The sequence below is a fragment of the Haloarchaeobius iranensis genome (assembly GCF_900103505.1).
Taxonomy (GTDB): Archaea; Halobacteriota; Halobacteria; order Halobacteriales; family Natrialbaceae; genus Haloarchaeobius; species Haloarchaeobius iranensis.
In genome coordinates, this window is sequence record NZ_FNIA01000012.1 from 58,884 (window position 1) to 75,560 (window position 16,677).

The window sequence follows — 16,677 nt, forward strand, 5'->3', positions numbered from 1 at the left end:
CGCCGGCAAACTCCAGCTATGAGTGGTCAGTCGACCCACCACGAGCCCCGCCCGGCCGAGACCGCCGACACCGACGACGGCGGCTTCCCGCCCGGCCCCGACGGCCTCCCCGTCCTCGGGAACACCCTCCAGTTCACGAGCGACCCGGCCGCGTTCTACGACGAACTCGCCAGCTACGGCGACGTGGTGGGCTACAGCGTCGCCCGCCAGCGCATGACCACCGTCCTCCACCCCGACCTCGTCGAGCAGGTGCTCGTGACCGAGTCGGACAGCTTCGGCAAGTGGGACCTCTCCGACTTCGGCAACCAGTTCGCACCCGAGGGCCTGCTGTTGACCGAAGGCGAGCAGTGGCGCGAGCAGCGCACCCAGGCCCAGCCGGCGTTCCAGCTCGACCGCATCCGGAGCTACGGCGACGCCATGGCGGGCTACGCCCGCGACATGGTCGAGGAGTTCGACGACGGCGAGACCGTCGCCGCGAACGAGCGGTTCTCCGAACTCACGCTGCGCATCCTCGCCGACTCGCTGCTCGACCTCGACGTCGACGGGAGCGAGGCCGGCGCGGCCATCACCCGCGCCGCGCGGGCGCTGAACGAGCGTGCCGACCCCGACGGCCTCTCGACGTTCGTGCCGACGTGGGTCCCGACGCCGTCGAACCGGCGCTACAAACGGGCAATGGGGGAGTTCGAGGCGACGGTGGACCGGCTCATCGCCGAGCGCCGCGACGCCGACGCCGACGAGCACGACGACCTGCTCGCGATGCTCATGCAGGCCGGCGACGGCGGCGACGGCATGTCCGACACGGAGCTGCGCGACACGATGCTCACGTTCCTGTTCGCCGGGCACGAGACCACCTCGCTCGCGCTCACCTACACGACCTACCTGCTCGCCGAGCACCCCGACGTGGCCGACCGGCTCCGCGCGGAGGTCGACGAGGCCGTCGACGGGGACCGACCCGATACCTTCGACGTGTTCGGGCTCGAACTCCTCGACCGCGTCTGCAGCGAGTCGATGCGGCTCTACCCGCCCGCCTACGTCATCTTCCGCGAGGCCCGCGAGGACGTCGAGCTCGGCGGCTACGAGATACCGGCGGACACCAAGCTGACGCTGCCGCAGTTCCGCATCCACCGCGACGGGCGCTGGTACGACGCGCCCGACGAGTTCCGGCCCGAACGCTGGACCGACCGGTTCGAGGAGTCACTGCCGGAGTACGCCTACTTCCCGTTCGGCGGCGGCCCGCGGCACTGCATCGGGATGCGATTCGCGATGCTCGAACTCAAGCTCGTGCTCGCGACGCTCGTCCGGCACTGCCGGTTCGAGTACGTCGCCGACGAGCCGCCACAGCCGCGGTTCGCCGCGAGCTACCAGCCCGAAGACGACGTTCGGCTGCGCGTGACGAAGCGGTAGGGTCGGAACTCGCGGTTCGACGAACTCGTCTCGAGGTTCACAGGTTTTGTAAACTTTTTGCGGGCGTCGTCGAAGAATCTGGTCGAGAGGTAGTACTCACCCAAGCGTCGCGTCCACGAGCCCCCGTTCGGCCTTCCTGAGCAACGTCGAGGCGGCGCTCTCGGAACACCCGAGCGACGCAGCAACCTCCGAAAGCGACCCTTCTCGCGGCACCTCGTAGTAGCCAAGCTCCCACGCCGCCGAGAGCGCCTCGAACTGGCGGGCCGTCAACCGGCCGGCGAGTGACCCCCCGATACCGCGCGGCTCGCCGACGCGTTCGATGTCTACGCGGACGAAATCGGGGAACCCGTCGACGACGTTCCGAAGCGCGTCGGGGTCGCCGAGGACCGTCAGCTGCACGGAGCCGTGGGGCCCGAAGACGACCGGCGGGACGAGCACGATGTCCTGGTCGTCGAAGGCGGCGCGCCAGGCCATCGTCTCGGAGCCGATGGCCATCTCGGCGTAGGCGTAGAACGTGTCGTCGTCGACGGGGACGAGCTCGTGGTCGTAGACGGCGTCGAGCTCGGCGAGCGCGTCGCTGGTGGCGTCGATATCACCGACGACGAGCGCGAGGAAGAAGTCGACGCCGCGGTCCTCATCGGTGTGCCAGGCGAGCAGTTCCTCGCGGACGAAGTCCTCGCCGAGGTCGAACCACTCCGGCGCGGGCAGACGGGCCTCGTCGGGCAGCCGGAGCGTCACGTCGAGCGACTGCATGGCTGTACGCCGAACGTGAGTATTTAAAAAGGTTCAGAGCTTCGGCCGAACGGCTACGGCACGCGAGGGTCGAGGTTCGAGTATGAGCCAGTCGACACAGCGACGGTCGGAGACGGCCGATTCTGCGGCGTCGAACGACGGTGACACCCGGGAGCACCCGGCCGGCGAGCAGCTTCCCGGCCCGGACGGCCTCCCGGTCCTCGGGGAGACGCTGTCGTTCCTCAGCGCCGACATCGAGTACGGGACCGAGCTACAGTCCTACGGCGACGTGGTCGGGTTCGAGGCGCTGGGCCGGCAGTTCGTTGCGGTCTACGACCCAGAAGTAGTCCAGGAGATACTGGTCGAGCGCGACGACGAGTTCTGCAAGGGCGAGTTCGAACGCCAGCTCGGCGACCTTCTCGCTCCGGACGGACTGGTGTTCACCGAGGGCGAACAGTGGGCACGCGACCGCAGGCTCCTCCAGCCGGCGTTCACACCGGGGCGAATCAGGTCGTTCGGAGACACGATGGTCGCGCGGGCGGCGGCGACGGTCGACGGTTGGGACGACGGCGCGGTCGTGGACCTCCGAAGCGAGTGCTCGCGGCTCACGCTCGACATCCTCACCCGGACCCTGCTCGACCTCGAACTCGACGGTGAACGCGGGCGTGTCGTCCGCGAGGTCGTAGATGCCATCGGCGACCGGACGAGCGGGTTCGCGTCCGTGCTGCCGGACTGGCTACCGACGCCGACGAACCGGCGGTTCGAGCGCCGGATGAACGCCATGGACGACCTGCTCGAAACGCTCGTCGCGGCCCGAAGAACCGCCAACGGTGACGGCCACGACGACCTGCTCTCGACGATGCTCGACGCCGAGTACCCCGACGGTTCGACCATGTCGGCGGAGACGGTCCGCGACCAGCTGTTCACGTTCCTCTTCGCCGGCCACGAGACGACAGCGCTCGGGCTGACCTACGCGCTGTGGCTGGTGGCCGGTGACGAGACGGTCCGGGCGGACCTCGACGCCGAACTCGATTCGGTCTGTGGCGCTTCCGACCCCGGTTTCGGCGACATCCCGGCGCTCGAACTGACCGGCGCGGTCGTCGACGAGGCGCTGCGGCTCTACCCGCCCGCGTACGCCATCTACCGCGAACCGGTCGGGGAGACGACGCTCGGCGGCTACACGGTTCCCGACGACTCGACGGTCATGCTCGCGGCGTACCAGATCCACCGCGACGAACGGTGGTGGGACGCGCCCGCCGAGTTCCGGCCCCGTCGCTGGCTCGCAGGCGACGACGACCGACCCGAGTACGCGTACTTCCCGTTCGGCGGCGGCCCGCGCCACTGCATCGGGATGCGCTTCGCCCGGATGGAGCTCCAGCTCGCGCTGGCAACGGTTCTCCAGCGGGTCCGGTTCGAGCGCGTCACGGAGACGCTGACGCCGGACGCGAAGACGACGCTCGACTCCGGTCCCGTCGAGATGCGCGTCGAGCGGCGAGACCGCTGAGACCGTCGTCGCCCGGCTCAGAACCGGTCCGCGCGGCCGGACGCCGCCCAGGCGTCCGTCGGCGCGCCGTCGGGCACCCGTGCGGCGTGCCCACGGGTGCTCCGGAGCCGCCCGGCGAACGACCATTTCCTGTCCGTCCAGGTCTCCTCGTCGCCCTCCTCGGCGGCCTCCGCTTCGAGGTCGCGGAGGTGTGCGCCGACGACGGCAGCGATGGCGGCGGCCTCGTCGTCGGTCGCGTCGTCGGGCACGTCCAGCGCCGCGAGCAGGTCCTGGCTCATGGCTACAGCGGGATGTTGCCGTGTTTCTTGTCGGGCTGGTCCTCGCGCTTCGAGAGCAGCATGTCGAGGTCGTCGACGAGGCGCGAGCGCGTCTCCGTGGGCTCGATGACGTCGTCGAGGAAACCCTGGTCCGTGGCGGTGTACGGGTTCGCGAACTCCTCCCGGTACTCCTCGATGAGCTCGTCGCGCAGCTCGTCGGGGTTCTCGGCCTCCGCGAGCTCCTCGCGGTAGAGGATGTTGACCGCGCCTTGCGGGCCCATGACGGCGATCTCCGCCGTCGGCCAGGCGTAGTTCACGTCCGCGCCGAGGTTCTTCGACGCCATGACGCAGTACGCGCCGCCGTAGGCCTTCCGGGTGATGACCGTGAGCAGCGGGACGGTTGCCTCGGAGTACGCGTAGAGCAGCTTCGCGCCGTGGCGGATGATGCCCCGGTGCTCCTGCTCGGTGCCGGGCATGTAGCCGGGCACGTCGACGAGGGTGACGATGGGGATGTTGAACGAGTCACAGAAGCGGACGAACCGCGAGCCCTTCATCGAGGCGTCGACCGTGAGCGTGCCGGCGTTGACGCGGGGCTGGTTGGCGACGACGCCGACGCTGTGGCCGTCGAGTCGACCGAAGCCGACGACGATGTTCTTCGCGAAGTTCTCGGCGACCTCGAAGAACGAGCCCTCGTCGACGATGGAGCCGATGACGTCGACCATGTCGTAGGGCTTCTGCGGGCTGTCGGGGACGATGTCGAGCAGCTGCTCGTCCTCTCGGTCGGGGTCGTCCCACGGCTCGACGCGTGGCGGGTCCTCGACGTTGTTCGAGGGCAGATAGGAGAGCAGGTCGCGGATGCGGTCGAGGGCGGCCTCGTCGGACTCGCAGGCGAACTGTGCGACGCCGGTCTTCGCGGTGTGCGTCTTGGCTCCGCCGAGCTCCTCCTGGGTCACCTCCTCGCCGGTGACCGTCTTGATGACGCCCGGGCCGGTGATGTACATGTGTGCGCTGTCCTCGACCATGAAGATGAAGTCCGTGATGGAGGGTGAGTACACCGCGCCGCCCGCACACGGCCCCATGATGCAGGAGATCTGCGGGACGACCCCCGAGGCCATCTGGTTCCGGTGGAAGATGTTGGTAAAGCCCGCGAGCGAGTTCACGCCCTCCTGGATGCGTGCGCCGGCGGAGTCGTTCAGCCCGACGATGGGGGCCCCGACCTCCATCGCCATGTCCATCACCTTCGTGATCTTCTCGGCGAACACCTCGCCGAGTGACCCACCGAAGACGGTGAAGTCGTGGGCGAACACGAACACCTTCCGGCCGTCGACGTCGCCGTAGCCGGTGACGACGCCGTCGCCCAGTATCTTGCGCTCCTCCATCCCGAAGTTGTGGGAGTCGTGGGTGCGGAGCTGGTCGAACTCGTGGAAGGTGCCGTCGTCGAGGAAGTACTCGATGCGCTCGCGAGCGGTCATCTTGCCCTTCTCGTGCTGTGACTCGATGCGGTCCTCGCCGCCGCCCAGCAGGGCCTCCTCGCGCAGTTCCTCGAGTTCCTCGATGCGGTCCTCCATCGTCACGGTGACCACCCAGCAGTCATTGGTCCAATCGTCTCTCACCTCGCCCAAAAGGTTTCCGTACTCCGCAACGTTGATCGTCGAAATTCCGCGGCAGTATTTGGGACGGTCGGCGGCGAGCCGTCGTCTCAGGCGGCCGCCCCGTAGGCGTCGCGGGTCCAGCGGACGAGGGCGACCACGGTGCCGGCGACCGCGATCCCCGCGAGCCCGAGCTGCCACGATGGGAGCGTGACGCCCAGCAGCTCGAACACGCCCACGAGCAGCGTGAAGGCGAGGAACGGCGGGATGATGACCCCGACGAGGAGCCGCCAGGCGTCGGCGAGCCCCGACGAGAACTGCGTTCCGCGGCCGAACTCGTCGACGGCGGCGTCGCCGAGCACCCACGCCGCGAAGACGACGAAGGCGAACAGCCCGGCCGTGAGCACGAAGTCGACGACGGGACCGGCGAGCGCCTCGAACAGCTGGGGGGTGAACGCGCTGGCGGTCCCGGTGACGAGGACGATACCGCCGACCCCGAGGACCGCCTCCTGCCGGCTGCGGTCGCGCTCGTCGACGAGGTACGCGACGACGATTTCGAGCATGCTGATGGACGACGAGAGCGCGGCGAGCGCGACGACCGCGAAGAAGCCGGCGGCGGCGAGCCGACCGGCGGGGAGTTCGGAGAACGCGGTGGCGACACCGACGAACAGCGCGCCCGGGCCGCTGGTCTCGACGTCCGCGCCGGGGGTCGAGAACAGGAGCGGGAAGACGACGAGGCCGGCGAGCACGCCGACGGTGGTGTTGAGCACGGCGACGAGCGTCGCGTCCGCCGGGAGCGAGCGGTCCTCGCCGACGTAGCTCGCGTAGGTTATCATGGTGCCCGCCCCGACCGAGAGCGTGAACAGGGCCTGTCCGGCCGCCGCGAGCACGATGTCGAGGAAGCTGGCCTGTATTGCGCCGACGTCGAACGAGAGGTAGAACTCGTAGGCCGCAGACGCGCCGGAGAGCCCGCTGACCCACACCGAGAGCCCGATGAGCGCGAGGAAGACGATGGGCATCATCACCGTCGTCGCGCGCTCGATGCCGTCACGCACGCCGCCGTAGACGACGCCCGCGGTGAGCAGGAGGAAGAGGACGTGGAACGCGGCCGCTTCCGGGCCGAACGAGATGCTGCCGAAGTACGCGCCGGGGTTTTCGAAGTACGCACCCGTCGGCGAGGCGAGGAAGTAGCGCAGTATCCAGCCGCCGACGACGCTGTAGAACGAGAGCAGCACGAGGCCGGCGAGGACGCTCAGGAGCCCGACGCGGCCCCAGTTGCGCGACCCGGAGAGGTCCCGCAGCGCGCCGACGGGGCTCTTCTGCGAGCGACGCCCGATGACGAACTCCGCGAGCAGCCCCGGAACACCCACCGCCAGAACGATGCCCAGGTAGACGAGCAGGAACGCGCTCCCGCCGTTCTCGGCGGTCATCCACGGGAACCGCCAGAGGTTCCCCAGTCCGACTGCGCTGCCAGCGGCGGCGAGGACGAAGCCGATCCGCCCCGTCCACGATTCACGTGCCATTGATAGCCACGGGTCCGCGCCCCCTCAAGAGCGTTACGAATCTCGAACCATCAATCCCCAAATATCACGTTATTCAGAGGCTCTGTCGGACGTTTGTACAACTCGGAGAGGGTGCGAATCGAACCCGCTGCGGTCGCCACGCGCTGGCAGCAGGCGCTGGGGGCCGTCTGACTCTCGGGGCACCGGTGGCCGCGACGTAGCTATTTGTGCCTCCTCGCAGAACTGCGGCGTGTGACAACACTCCCCAACGACCTCGGTCCAGCCACCGAGATGTACCGCCACCGGACGGACACGCTCGTCGACGACCGCGGCGACGGTCCCCCGCTCGTGCTCAGCCACGGGACGCTGATGGACCGGGCGATGTTCCGGCCCCAGCAGGACGCGCTCGCCGACGACTACCGGGTCGTCACCTACGACAGCCGCGCCCGCACCGACAACTGGCAGGGCCCCTACGACCTCGACGACCTGACCGACGACTGTCGCACCCTCGTCGACGAGCTCGGCATCGACTCCTGTGTCCTCGGCGGGATGTCGATGGGCGGGTTCATGGCGCTCCGGTTCGCGCTGCGCTACCCCGACGTGCTCGACGGACTCGTCCTGATTGACAGCATGGCTCAGCCCCACCCCGAGGAGGACCGCGAGCGCTACGGCGGGATGGTCGACCGCGCGAAGGCCGCCGCGGAGATGCCGGCGGACCTCGCCGAGGTGGTCTCGCACATCCTGTTCGGGCCGACGACGAACGAGGCGGACCCCGAACTCGTCGAGTCCTGGCGGAACCGCTGGCTCACCTACCCCGGCGAGGCCGTCCACGACGAGGTGCACTCGTGGCTGAACCGCCCGGGCGTCGCCGACCGCCTCGACGAGATAGACGTGCCGACGCTCGTCGTCCACGGGGCGGAGGACCGCTCCATCGACCCCGAGTACGGCGAGTCCATGGCCGAGGCGATTCCGGACGCCAGGTTCGTCGAGGTCCCCGAGGCCGGTCACTCCTCGAACGTGGAGAACCCCGCGGTGGTGAACGACGCCCTCCGGGAGTTCCTGGCGGAGGTGTACTGACCAGCGGTTTCGAAGGCCGAACTCGACCACCGGCGCGTGCTGGCGAGACCGAAGCTCTCGCGAGACCGAGCGCGTCGGGGTCGACGGAGTGCTCACGGAACAGGCGGAACCGCCCGCGGACCGAACACGCGTCGCCGACCCACTCGAAGAAAGACACTTCCGAACAGCACCCACAGACGAGAGTATGCGAAGTGAAGAGGAGATCCGCGAGCAGTACGAGTTCCTGATGGAGGAGCTGGACGACGAGGACATGAAACACGAGGGCGTCAAGCAGATGTTCACGTACTACAAGCGAGCGCTCGGCTGGGTGCTCGAAGAGGAGCACATCTGAGAGCGGGGAACCGACACCGGAGAGCGTCGGACTTTTCTCGTCGCCACCCGACGACGGCGACATGGACGTACGAATCGCGGGTGACGGACCGGCCGCCGAGGCGGTCGCAGCCGCGCTGGCGGACACCGAGGTCGAGCCGACACGGGTCGACCCCGACGGTATCGCGGGTGCCGACCTCGCCGTGGTCGTGGCGGCGACGGGCGACGACGCCCTCGGAACCGCGAACGGGGCCGCCGACGGGCCGTGGCTGGCGGTCGAACTGGGCGGCATCGGCGGCTACCCCGTCGCCGGCGTCGACGCCGCAGTGTCCGGGCTCGCGCCGGGCCGGGGCTGTTTCGACTGCCTGCGGGCCAGGGTCGGCTCGAACGCGAGCGAGACCGACGACGGGGGCGTCGACCGGCCGACGGCGCGACTGGCGGGGGCGGTGGCGGGGCGCGAGGCCGTCGCGGCCGTCGATGCCGACGATGGAACGTCGCCCGCCGACCTGGTCGGGGCCATCCACGAGCTGCCCCACGAGGACCGCCGGTTCCTGCCGGTGCCAGGGTGCTGTGGGACCACGGACGACGAGCTCCGACGCGGCGACGCCGAGGTGAGCCTCGACGAGGCGGTCGAATGCGCCGAGCGCACGCTCGACGGGCGGATCGGGCTGGTCAGCGACATCGGCGAGCTGGAGTCGTTCCCCGCGCCGTACTACCTCGCGACGACCGCCGAAACGTCGGTCTACTCCGACGCGAGCGCACCGGGGCAGGCGGCGGGCGTCGCCGACGACTGGAACGCGGCGTTCATGAAGGCCGTGGGGGAGGCGCTGGAGCGCTACAGCGCGGCCATCTACCGGAACGGGGAGTTCGAGCAGGCCCCGCCGGGGATGGTCGACAACGGCGTCTCGCCCGACGCGGCGGTCCGGGGCGACGACGCCCCGCCGGTCGACCCGGAGCAACCGGTTCCGTGGACGACGGCGACGAACCTCGCCACCGACGAGCAGGTGCCCATCCCGGCCGAACTCGTCCACTTCCCGCCGCCGGAGGAACGGTACACGACGGCCATCACGACCGGGTTGGGCCTCGGCACGTCAGGAGCCGACGCGCTCGTCGCCGGACTGACCGAGGTTGTCGAGCGCGACGCGACGATGCTCGCCTGGTACTCGACGTTCGAGCCGCTCGAACTGCGGGTCGACGACGCGGACTACGAGCGGCTGGCCCGGCGTGCTCGCGCGGAGGACCTGGAGACGACGGCGCTGCTCGTCACGCAGGACGTGGACGTGCCGGTGGTCGCCGTGGCGGTCCACCGCGAGGGCGGCGACTGGCCCCGTTTCGCGGTCGGCTCGGACGCCGCGCTCGACCCCGACGCTGCGGCGCGGTCGGCGCTCGCTGAGGCGCTCCAGAACTGGATGGAGCTGCGGTCGATGGGTCGCGCCGACGCCAGCGAGGAGTCAGGCGCCATCGGCCGGTTCGCCGACTTCCCGTCGGCGGCGGCTGACTTCCTGGACTCGGGCGGGCCGATTCCGGCGAGCAGCGTCGGCCCGGACGACGTGCCGTCGGGGAGCGCCGCGGTGGACGCGCTGGTCGAGCGGGTGGCCGACGCCGGACTGACGCCGTACGCGAGCCGGCTCACGCCCGCCGACGTCGAGACGGCCGGCTTCGAGGCGGTCCGGGTCGTGGTCCCGGGCGCACAGCCGCTGTTCACGGACATCCCGGCGTTCGGCACGCGGGCCGAGACGGTGCCCGAGTCGCTCGGGTTCGAGACGCGGCTGAACCGCCAGCACCACCCGTATCCCTGACCCGGCGACGCCCGGGAACTGCCGTGTTCGGCGGTCTGTGCGGAGGTTTAACTCATCCTCCGTGGTAGTCCGATCCAGGTGTCGAACTCTCACATGGACGAGCGCTCGACGGCCGGGGGAGAACCAGTATCGGAGTTCGAACTGGCCTGTGCCGCCTGCGGGGGCCAGCTGTCGCGGACGACCGTCTCGGGGGTGTCACTCGGCGTGGGCGTCGAGCGCGAGCTGGTGCTCGCGGAGTGTGCGGACTGCGGAGAACGCTACTTCCCGCGAGAGACGTTGGAGGAGCTGGCCTAGACGTACAGCGTGGCGCGGACCATGTCACGGGTTCCGGGGCCGAGGCCGACGGCGACGATGGCGACGAGCAGCATCACGGTGAAACGCGGGCTGTCGTCGAACACCGTCTCGTCGAACACCCAGAGCACGAACGTCGCCGCGACCATCTTCACGACCAGGAACGGGAAGGCGTCGAGGTAGGCGGGCAGGTACTGGCCGGCCACGTCGACGATGAACCGGTTGACCGGGTGCTTGCCCTGGAGGTTCGAGAGCCCGGTGAGCGTCGGCATCAGGTTCAGGCCGACGAAGTTGGCGACGCCGTCGACGGCGTGGGCCCAGAGCACGACCGCGCCCATGAAGCCGGTGCCGGCGTTGATGCTCGGCCGCAGCGTCTCGATGCCGTACCAGACCCCGCCCGCGACGACCGTCGCCCCGACGAGCACCACGGCGGCGACCTGCGGGTGGAACGAGACGTACGGCTGGGCCGCCGCCGCCCAGACGAAGTACAGCAGGTTGGCAGCGAGGAGGGTCGCCCCGATGGCGAACAGCGGGTACTCGAACTCCCTGTCGACGACGTTCTCGGCGAGATAGACGGCGACGACGACGGCCGCGAGCGCGACGAAGAAGACGGTGAAGTAGATGACCGGGCTGATGAAGAGGGTGTTCAGCGGGTACTCGAAGACGGGTGCCTGCCCGGCGGTGTCCCGGGCGGCGTCGTTCACGTCCTCGATGACCCGGAGGGTACCCCCGAAGAACATGAACGGGAACAGCCCGTAGAACAGCGCCCGGTAGCGCTGGATGCGGAGGCGCTTGACCAGCAGGCCGACGCCGACGAGCATCAGCAGCAGGATGAGGGCGTAGCCGATCTCGCTCACGACGGTGTAGCCCGGTTCGGCGACCGGTCCGAGGCTCGCGGGGACCGAGCCGCAGCTCTGGGGCTGGACCTGTGCGCCGTCGGCCCAGGCCACGCAGTTCCAGTTGTGGGCGTCGGCGTAGACGGGCCCCCAGAAGTACTGCCAGACGAAGTTCGCGTACACCGCACGCGGGAACAGCACCGACCCGAGGCCGAACACGGCCGTCAGCAGGCCGACCGCGCCGACCCACGCCCGTTCGATGCCGATGCGGTCGATGAAGTCGCTCATACACCGACGGGTGGCCGGATGGGCCATTACCCTTCTGGTCTCCCCTCGCGCGGTCACCCGCGAGTCCCCGGCCGACTACTCCTCGGCGATGGGCAGCTCCTCGGACTCGTGTGGGGTCCCGAGGATGACCATGGTCTGGGAGCGCGCGAAGCCGTCCATCTGGGCGATGCGGTCGAACATCAGCTCCCGCAGCGCGTCGGCGTCCCCGGCGTACACGCGGGCCATCACGTCCCACTCGCCGGTCGTCAGGTGGACCTCCTGGACGCCCGCGATGTCCTGCAATCGCTCCAGCGTGTCCTGCTCGCGGCCCTGCTCAACCCTGAGCCCGATGATGGCCGAGATGCCGAGGTCGATGGCCTTCGGGTCCACCTTCGCGTGGTAGCCCTCGATGACGCCGGCGTCCTCCAGCCGGCCGACGCGGTCGTGGACCGTCGCGCTCGACATGTCGATGCGACGGGCGACCTCGCTGAACGTCGTCCGCGCGTTCTCCTGGAGGATACGGAGGATCTGCCGGTCGGTCTCGTCGAGTTCCATACCCCGTGGTACCATCCCGAGGGGAAAAAACGCCCCCCTCCCGCCCCGAGTTTTATCACCGACCGTGCTGTACGTTCACGTTGGTCATGGGTCTGTTACACTCGGTCAGAGGGCTGTTCAGTAACGACGAACAAACGTTCGAGTACGTCTGTGACCGATGCGAGACGGAGTTCGAGTCGACGAAGTCGGATATGTCGGCGGTCGCGTGTCCCGAGTGTCGGTCGACGAAGATCAGGGCGCTATCCACGGCGTGAGCCGTCGCCGAACGGCTCACGTCCCGTCGCTCCAAGACGGTCGGGTCCGCGACGCTACCCCAGCCGCACGTCCTCGACGGCCTGCGCCGCGGCCAGCGCCTCGTCGTGAACGGCGCCGTTCGACGCCACGAGCCCGCGGCTGTCGTGTCGCCAGCGCTCGCCGTCGATGTCGGTCACCGTCCCGCCGGCCTGCCGGACCATGTGGACGCCGGCGACGGTGTCCCAGGGGTTCGTCTCGACGTTCGTGACTGTCGCCTCCAGCCCGCCCGAGGCGACCATCCCGAGGGCGGCCTGTGCGCAGCCGACGCGGCGCATGTCGCCGAAGCGCTGCACCAGTTCTCTGCAGGCCGCCGCGTACTCGTCGCGCCGCCCCCGGGGCCACCAGATGGTCGGGCAGCCGACCGCCCGCTCGGGGTCGGAGACGTCGCTGACCGCCAGTTCGTCACCGTTCAGTGCCACGTGCCCACTGTCGGCGACGTACGAGTCGCCCAGCGCCGGCAGGATGTTGGCGGCCGCGACCGGCTCCCCGTCGACGACCGCCGCGACGCTCGTCGCCCACACGGAGAAGCCGCGGACGTAGTTGTTCGTCCCGTCGATGGGGTCGATGATCCACGCCGGGCCGTCGTCCGGCACCGCCTTCAGCTCGTCGTCCTCCTCTCCCACGATGGCGTCCTCGGGGAACTCGTCGCGGATGGTCGCAACCACCTCGCGCTGGGCGTCCCGGTCCGCCTGGGTCACCACGTCGGTCTTCCCGTCCTTCTCCTCGACGGCGATGTCGGTCCGGAAGCCCGCCTCGGCGACGGCCGCCCCGGAGCGTGCGGCGCGCTCGACCAGTCGAGCACGTGCTGCGTCGTCGGTCATGCACTCACTCGGGAGAGCCGCGCAAAAAGGCCCCCGGTTCGTCGACTGCGCGCCGCCGCCGACCGCGCCGGACCGACGCCGATTTGCCGACCGACGCACACGAGTCGGGTATGAACCGACTCGCGAAGCGACTGTACAACATCGCACCGGAGCCCGTGCGCCTCACCTTCGCCGACGGCTCGACGGTCGAGCTCTCGATGCGCAGCGCCGAGTTCTTCCAGGACGACCTGGAGGCCGAGGGCGAGACCGACGACGGCACCGCCTACCGCATCGTGAACGGCGACGACGAGGAGACGCTGCTCGTCGCGCGCGAAGGCGACGACGGCTGGACCGTCGTGGGCGACGCGACCGGCGTCGAGGCGGTGTGAGTTCGCGCTACTGGAGCGGATTCGGACCTGTCGCTCTCGAACGTGTTTTCGAAAGTGTTTGCGAGGGCAAGACGCTCCGTCTTGCCGCATTCAGGCGCGTGGTTTCGCGCCCTCATGCGAGGGAGGGGATTTGAACCACGGTCGCAGCGAGCTGCTCCCTGGCCCAAATCCCTCCCTCGTGCATTCTGGCACTCGTGTTCACTCGTGCCAGCATGCGAGGGAAGGGATTTGAACCCTCGGACCTCTACAGGAGCGGATCTTGAGTCCGCCGCCGTTTCCAGGCTTGGCTACCCTCGCACATGCTCCACCTCGTCGCGGTGACCGGTAAAACGTTGCGAACCGGCACGACCTACAGGGCGTCGACGACGACGCGGACACCCCGACCGAGCGCGTGGAGGACGACGCTCCCGACCATCGTCCCGCCGGCACCGAGGACGACGAGCCCGGGCGTCCGGCCGATGTCGTCCGTGATGACGCCTGCCGTGGCGAGCACGTAGCCCGCGACGACTGTGGCGGTGAACACCAGCGCGCCGGCGGTCTGGAGGGTCCTGATTCCGCCGTAAGCGAGGTCGGCCGGGTCGCCCAGGTCGAGGTCGCGGCCCGACTCCGCGGCGACGAGCAACTCGGCGACTGCGTGGCCGACGAGTAGGACGCCGAGCCCGACGGTGACGAGGAGACCGCCGTTGAACAGGACGGTCCCGAGGTCGCCGAGTGCGGTCCCCTGGCTACTCCCCGCCGCGCCGTTCTCGGGCGGCGGTCCCGTCGGGAGCGAGAGGAGCGCGGCGAAGAACAGCACCACCAGCGAGACGACCGCGAGGACGACGAAGACGGCGACGAGCGCGGTTTCGACGTACAGTCCGTAGGCGACAAGCCACTCGCGCGGTGACTCGCGGAGCGACCCGACGTCCGGGCCGCTGGACTCGGAGCGTCGAGCGTCTCCCATGGTCGAACGACCGACAGGTCGGATAAAATGTCTTGTCATTTCGGCGGGAGTCCGAAGGAGTATGCCGGGGGAGACCGTACGTGGAACCGATGGACGAACACACGCTGGACACCGGGGTCGCACCGCCCGCGAGGGGCGACCCGGCGGGCTGGCGTGCGGACCGGCCGGAGTCCAACGGCTGGGAGCACGGGACGCTCCGCCGCGCGGTCATCCACGGGGTCCGGCTGTACAACAGCGGCGAGTTCCACGAGAGCCACGACTGCTTCGAGGACGAGTGGTACAACTACGGCCGTGGCTCGACGGAGTCGAAGTTCCTCCACGGGATGGTGCAGGTGGCCGCCGGCGCGTACAAGCACTTCGACTTCGAGGACGACGGCGGCATGCGCAGCCTGTTCGGGACGGCGCTCCAGTACTTCCAGGGCGTCCCACCCGACTACTACGGCGTCGACGTGCTCGACGTGCGGACGACGCTCACGAACGCGCTCGATGACCCCCAGGTGCTCCACGGCTGGCAGATCGAACTCGACGGCGACGTCCCGACCGCACGCGAGCTCGACTTCGAGTACGCCGAGCGGCTGGAGTGAGCTAGAGCAGTGAGTGTTGGGGCGGTGCCTGATTAGAGAAAGGGAATCAGTGAGCGGAATCTCGAAAAGAGGCTGGAGTCACTCGCGGTATCGTCCGACGCTTTGGAATCACCGCGGGCGATACTGCCATCGAGATTCACGTCCGGCGAACTGTCTCCTCCTTCCATACTCGATACGGTGCGTGCCGAGTCATCGGGATCGATTGGCTCCGGTGACTCGACACCTGTCGACTCACTGGCTATCTCTTCCGCGGTCATCGGCCGGAAGTTGCTGTTAGAACAATTCCTACACTCGACCGGGTTTTGGGTGTGTATCGTTCCGCAGCGTTTACATTTCCAGTTCATCGTTCGTCAATCCAGTCCAATCGGTAGAACGGCCCCGTACGTCCCTACTGAAGGTTCGATATACGTAATCCAGCTCACCTTTCTGGACCTTCATCTCCAGGTAGAACACGAGGTTCGAATGTGATAATCCCGATGGCTCCGGGGTTCAGGTGACACCTCATTTCTCGAGTGACAGAACTGGCACTCCCTACTTTCGGATAGGTATCGGATTTCGCAAAACGGGGTGGTAATTGAAGGGTACGAGAGGACTGGACTGACCCGCGTACTCAGGCAGTCGCCGACTCCTCCTCGCTCTCCTCGGCCCGCTCCCGGCTCACGACCCAGATGCCGAGCGCCATCAGCGCGCCGCCGATGGCGAAGCCCGGGCCGAGCGTCTCGCCGAGCAGCGCCGCGCCGAGGGCCGCGCCGACGACCGGCTGGGCGAAGAAGAACACCGAGATGGTCCCGGCGGGCACGTACTCGAGCCCCTTGTACCAGAGGTACCAGGCGGTCGCAGTCGCGCCAACGCCGAGGTAGAGCACGGCGAGGACGGACGTGGTGTCCGTCGGGAGCGACGCCAGCCCACCGGGCGTACCGGCGAGTTCGACGGCCGACAGCGCGCCGAGCATCGGAACCGAGGCGACGGTCGCGTACGTCGCGGCGGTCAGCGCGGAGTACCGACGGACGACGCGGACGCCCTGGACCGTGTAGGCCGCCCAGGTGACACTCGCCGCGAGCAGGAGCACGACGCCGAGCAGGCTCCCGGCACCGACCGCGGCGAGGTCGTACTGCCCGGCGACGATGGCGACGGTGCCGGCGAGGGCGGTGGCGATGCCGGCGGTCTTCGCCGGGGTCACCCGCTCGCCGAGCGCGACGGCCCCGAGGAAGACGGTCGCGACCGGGGTCAGAACGGTCAGCAGCGACGCCTCGCTCGCGGTGGTCAGCTCCGTGCCGACGAACTGCGTCGCGTTCGTGAGTGTGACCCACACGCCGAGCGCGACGAACGTCGGCCAGTCGGCGCGGTCGACCGTCGACCGGCCGTCCCCCAGACCGAGCACGCCGAGGAGGACCGCGCTCCCGACGACCACCCGCAGGAAACCGAGCGTCAGCGGCGGAATGGCCCCGAAGCTCCACTTGCTGACGACGTACATCCCGCCCCACAGCGCCGCGGCTGCGAGCGGGGCGAGCGCGAAGACGTAGCGTCGGATGTCGGTCACTGGTG

General features: G+C 69.1%; 18 protein-coding genes and 1 tRNA gene. 9 read left to right on the forward strand and 10 right to left on the reverse strand.

Going from position 1 to position 16,677, the window contains the following annotated elements; translation table 11 throughout:
* Positions 1-18 precede the first annotated feature (18 nt).
* Positions 19-1,404, forward strand: coding sequence for a cytochrome P450 (locus tag BLT27_RS11725; protein WP_089734092.1), 1,386 nt, complete (start codon positions 19-21; stop codon positions 1,402-1,404).
* Between the two features lie 96 nt (positions 1,405-1,500).
* Here the strand turns inward: BLT27_RS11725 and BLT27_RS11730 are convergent, their stop codons facing one another.
* On the reverse strand, positions 1,501-2,157 hold the full coding sequence (locus BLT27_RS11730; RefSeq protein ID WP_089734094.1) for a helix-turn-helix domain-containing protein: 657 nt from the start codon (positions 2,155-2,157) through the stop codon (positions 1,501-1,503).
* Between the two features lie 82 nt (positions 2,158-2,239).
* Between BLT27_RS11730 and BLT27_RS11735 the strand changes: the two genes are divergently transcribed.
* Positions 2,240-3,640 (forward strand): cytochrome P450, encoded by a 1,401-nt coding sequence (locus BLT27_RS11735; protein ID WP_089734096.1) that lies wholly within the window; start codon positions 2,240-2,242, stop codon positions 3,638-3,640.
* Positions 3,641-3,657: 17 nt separating this feature from the next.
* On the opposite strand, the gene BLT27_RS11740 is transcribed toward BLT27_RS11735, so the two are convergent.
* The 3 genes from BLT27_RS11740 to BLT27_RS11750 all read right to left on the reverse strand — a co-directional run bounded on the left by BLT27_RS11740 (position 3,658) and on the right by BLT27_RS11750 (position 7,009).
* The gene (locus BLT27_RS11740; protein WP_089734098.1) at positions 3,658-3,918 is read right to left on the reverse strand and encodes a DUF8022 family protein; all 261 of its coding nucleotides are present in this window, start codon (positions 3,916-3,918) and stop codon (positions 3,658-3,660) included.
* A 2-nt stretch (positions 3,919-3,920) separates the two neighbouring features.
* Positions 3,921-5,465, reverse strand: coding sequence for an acyl-CoA carboxylase subunit beta (locus BLT27_RS11745; protein WP_089734192.1), 1,545 nt, complete (start codon positions 5,463-5,465; stop codon positions 3,921-3,923).
* Between the two features lie 131 nt (positions 5,466-5,596).
* Entirely contained in the window at positions 5,597-7,009 is a 1,413-nt protein-coding gene (locus BLT27_RS11750) for a sodium-dependent transporter (RefSeq protein WP_089734101.1), read from the reverse strand.
* 270 nt (positions 7,010-7,279) lie between these two features.
* Here BLT27_RS11750 and BLT27_RS11755 point away from each other — a divergent pair, with 270 nt between their 5' ends.
* The 4 genes from BLT27_RS11755 to BLT27_RS11765 all read left to right on the forward strand — a co-directional run bounded on the left by BLT27_RS11755 (position 7,280) and on the right by BLT27_RS11765 (position 10,467).
* Entirely contained in the window at positions 7,280-8,065 is a 786-nt protein-coding gene (locus tag BLT27_RS11755; RefSeq protein WP_089734194.1) for an alpha/beta fold hydrolase, read from the forward strand.
* A gap of 184 nt (positions 8,066-8,249) precedes the next feature.
* Complete coding sequence (locus tag BLT27_RS19775) at positions 8,250-8,396, forward strand: hypothetical protein (RefSeq protein WP_175526440.1); 147 nt, start codon at positions 8,250-8,252, stop codon at positions 8,394-8,396.
* A 61-nt stretch (positions 8,397-8,457) separates the two neighbouring features.
* Positions 8,458-10,173, forward strand: a complete 1,716-nt coding sequence (locus BLT27_RS11760; protein ID WP_089734103.1) for a YcaO-like family protein — start codon at positions 8,458-8,460, stop codon at positions 10,171-10,173.
* Between the two features lie 78 nt (positions 10,174-10,251).
* The gene (locus tag BLT27_RS11765) at positions 10,252-10,467 is read left to right on the forward strand and encodes a hypothetical protein (protein WP_089734105.1); all 216 of its coding nucleotides are present in this window, start codon (positions 10,252-10,254) and stop codon (positions 10,465-10,467) included.
* Here BLT27_RS11765 and BLT27_RS11770 read toward each other — a convergent pair.
* Together BLT27_RS11770 and BLT27_RS11775 are read right to left on the reverse strand one after the other, a co-directional pair.
* The gene (locus tag BLT27_RS11770; RefSeq protein WP_089734108.1) at positions 10,464-11,588 is read right to left on the reverse strand and encodes a DUF63 family protein; all 1,125 of its coding nucleotides are present in this window, start codon (positions 11,586-11,588) and stop codon (positions 10,464-10,466) included. The two genes, BLT27_RS11765 and BLT27_RS11770, sit on opposite strands and share 4 nt — an antisense overlap.
* Before the next feature lie 75 nt (positions 11,589-11,663).
* Positions 11,664-12,122, reverse strand: a complete 459-nt coding sequence (locus BLT27_RS11775; protein ID WP_089734110.1) for an Lrp/AsnC family transcriptional regulator — start codon at positions 12,120-12,122, stop codon at positions 11,664-11,666.
* Positions 12,123-12,208: 86 nt separating this feature from the next.
* On the opposite strand from BLT27_RS11775, the gene BLT27_RS19780 reads away from it, so the two are divergent.
* Positions 12,209-12,376, forward strand: a complete 168-nt coding sequence (locus tag BLT27_RS19780) for an FmdB family zinc ribbon protein (RefSeq protein ID WP_175526441.1) — start codon at positions 12,209-12,211, stop codon at positions 12,374-12,376.
* Positions 12,377-12,430: 54 nt separating this feature from the next.
* Here the strand turns inward: BLT27_RS19780 and BLT27_RS11780 are convergent, their stop codons facing one another.
* Entirely contained in the window at positions 12,431-13,237 is an 807-nt protein-coding gene (locus BLT27_RS11780) for an inositol monophosphatase family protein (protein WP_089734112.1), read from the reverse strand.
* A 110-nt stretch (positions 13,238-13,347) separates the two neighbouring features.
* On the opposite strand from BLT27_RS11780, the gene BLT27_RS11785 reads away from it, so the two are divergent.
* Positions 13,348-13,605 carry a DUF8072 family protein gene (locus tag BLT27_RS11785; protein ID WP_089734114.1) on the forward strand — a complete coding sequence of 86 codons (258 nt, stop codon included), beginning with the start codon at positions 13,348-13,350 and terminating at the stop codon, positions 13,603-13,605.
* Between the two features lie 213 nt (positions 13,606-13,818).
* Here the strand turns inward: BLT27_RS11785 and BLT27_RS11790 are convergent.
* A tRNA-Leu gene (locus BLT27_RS11790) sits at positions 13,819-13,902 on the reverse strand.
* 52 nt (positions 13,903-13,954) lie between these two features.
* Entirely contained in the window at positions 13,955-14,548 is a 594-nt protein-coding gene (locus tag BLT27_RS11795; protein WP_089734116.1) for a hypothetical protein, read from the reverse strand.
* Between the two features lie 89 nt (positions 14,549-14,637).
* On the opposite strand from BLT27_RS11795, the gene BLT27_RS11800 reads away from it, so the two are divergent.
* Complete coding sequence (locus tag BLT27_RS11800) at positions 14,638-15,132, forward strand: DUF309 domain-containing protein (protein ID WP_089734118.1); 495 nt, start codon at positions 14,638-14,640, stop codon at positions 15,130-15,132.
* A 610-nt stretch (positions 15,133-15,742) separates the two neighbouring features.
* Here the strand turns inward: BLT27_RS11800 and BLT27_RS11805 are convergent.
* Complete coding sequence (locus BLT27_RS11805; RefSeq protein WP_390255089.1) at positions 15,743-16,663, reverse strand: DMT family transporter; 921 nt, start codon at positions 16,661-16,663, stop codon at positions 15,743-15,745.
* Positions 16,664-16,677 lie beyond the last annotated feature (14 nt).

Coding starts and splice junctions, on each gene's coding strand:
- BLT27_RS11725 (WP_089734092.1), top strand. CDS start 19: ATGAGTGGTCAGTCGACCCACCACGAGCCCCGCCCGGCCGAGACCGCC.
- BLT27_RS11730 (WP_089734094.1), bottom strand. CDS start 2,157: ATGCAGTCGCTCGACGTGACGCTCCGGCTGCCCGACGAGGCCCGTCTG.
- BLT27_RS11735 (WP_089734096.1), top strand. CDS start 2,240: ATGAGCCAGTCGACACAGCGACGGTCGGAGACGGCCGATTCTGCGGCG.
- BLT27_RS11740 (WP_089734098.1), bottom strand. CDS start 3,918: ATGAGCCAGGACCTGCTCGCGGCGCTGGACGTGCCCGACGACGCGACC.
- BLT27_RS11745 (WP_089734192.1), bottom strand. CDS start 5,465: ATGGAGGACCGCATCGAGGAACTCGAGGAACTGCGCGAGGAGGCCCTG.
- BLT27_RS11750 (WP_089734101.1), bottom strand. CDS start 7,009: ATGGCACGTGAATCGTGGACGGGGCGGATCGGCTTCGTCCTCGCCGCC.
- BLT27_RS11755 (WP_089734194.1), top strand. CDS start 7,280: ATGTACCGCCACCGGACGGACACGCTCGTCGACGACCGCGGCGACGGT.
- BLT27_RS19775 (WP_175526440.1), top strand. CDS start 8,250: ATGCGAAGTGAAGAGGAGATCCGCGAGCAGTACGAGTTCCTGATGGAG.
- BLT27_RS11760 (WP_089734103.1), top strand. CDS start 8,458: ATGGACGTACGAATCGCGGGTGACGGACCGGCCGCCGAGGCGGTCGCA.
- BLT27_RS11770 (WP_089734108.1), bottom strand. CDS start 11,588: ATGAGCGACTTCATCGACCGCATCGGCATCGAACGGGCGTGGGTCGGC.
- BLT27_RS11775 (WP_089734110.1), bottom strand. CDS start 12,122: ATGGAACTCGACGAGACCGACCGGCAGATCCTCCGTATCCTCCAGGAG.
- BLT27_RS19780 (WP_175526441.1), top strand. CDS start 12,209: ATGGGTCTGTTACACTCGGTCAGAGGGCTGTTCAGTAACGACGAACAA.
- BLT27_RS11780 (WP_089734112.1), bottom strand. CDS start 13,237: ATGACCGACGACGCAGCACGTGCTCGACTGGTCGAGCGCGCCGCACGC.
- BLT27_RS11785 (WP_089734114.1), top strand. CDS start 13,348: ATGAACCGACTCGCGAAGCGACTGTACAACATCGCACCGGAGCCCGTG.
- BLT27_RS11795 (WP_089734116.1), bottom strand. CDS start 14,548: ATGGGAGACGCTCGACGCTCCGAGTCCAGCGGCCCGGACGTCGGGTCG.
- BLT27_RS11800 (WP_089734118.1), top strand. CDS start 14,638: ATGGACGAACACACGCTGGACACCGGGGTCGCACCGCCCGCGAGGGGC.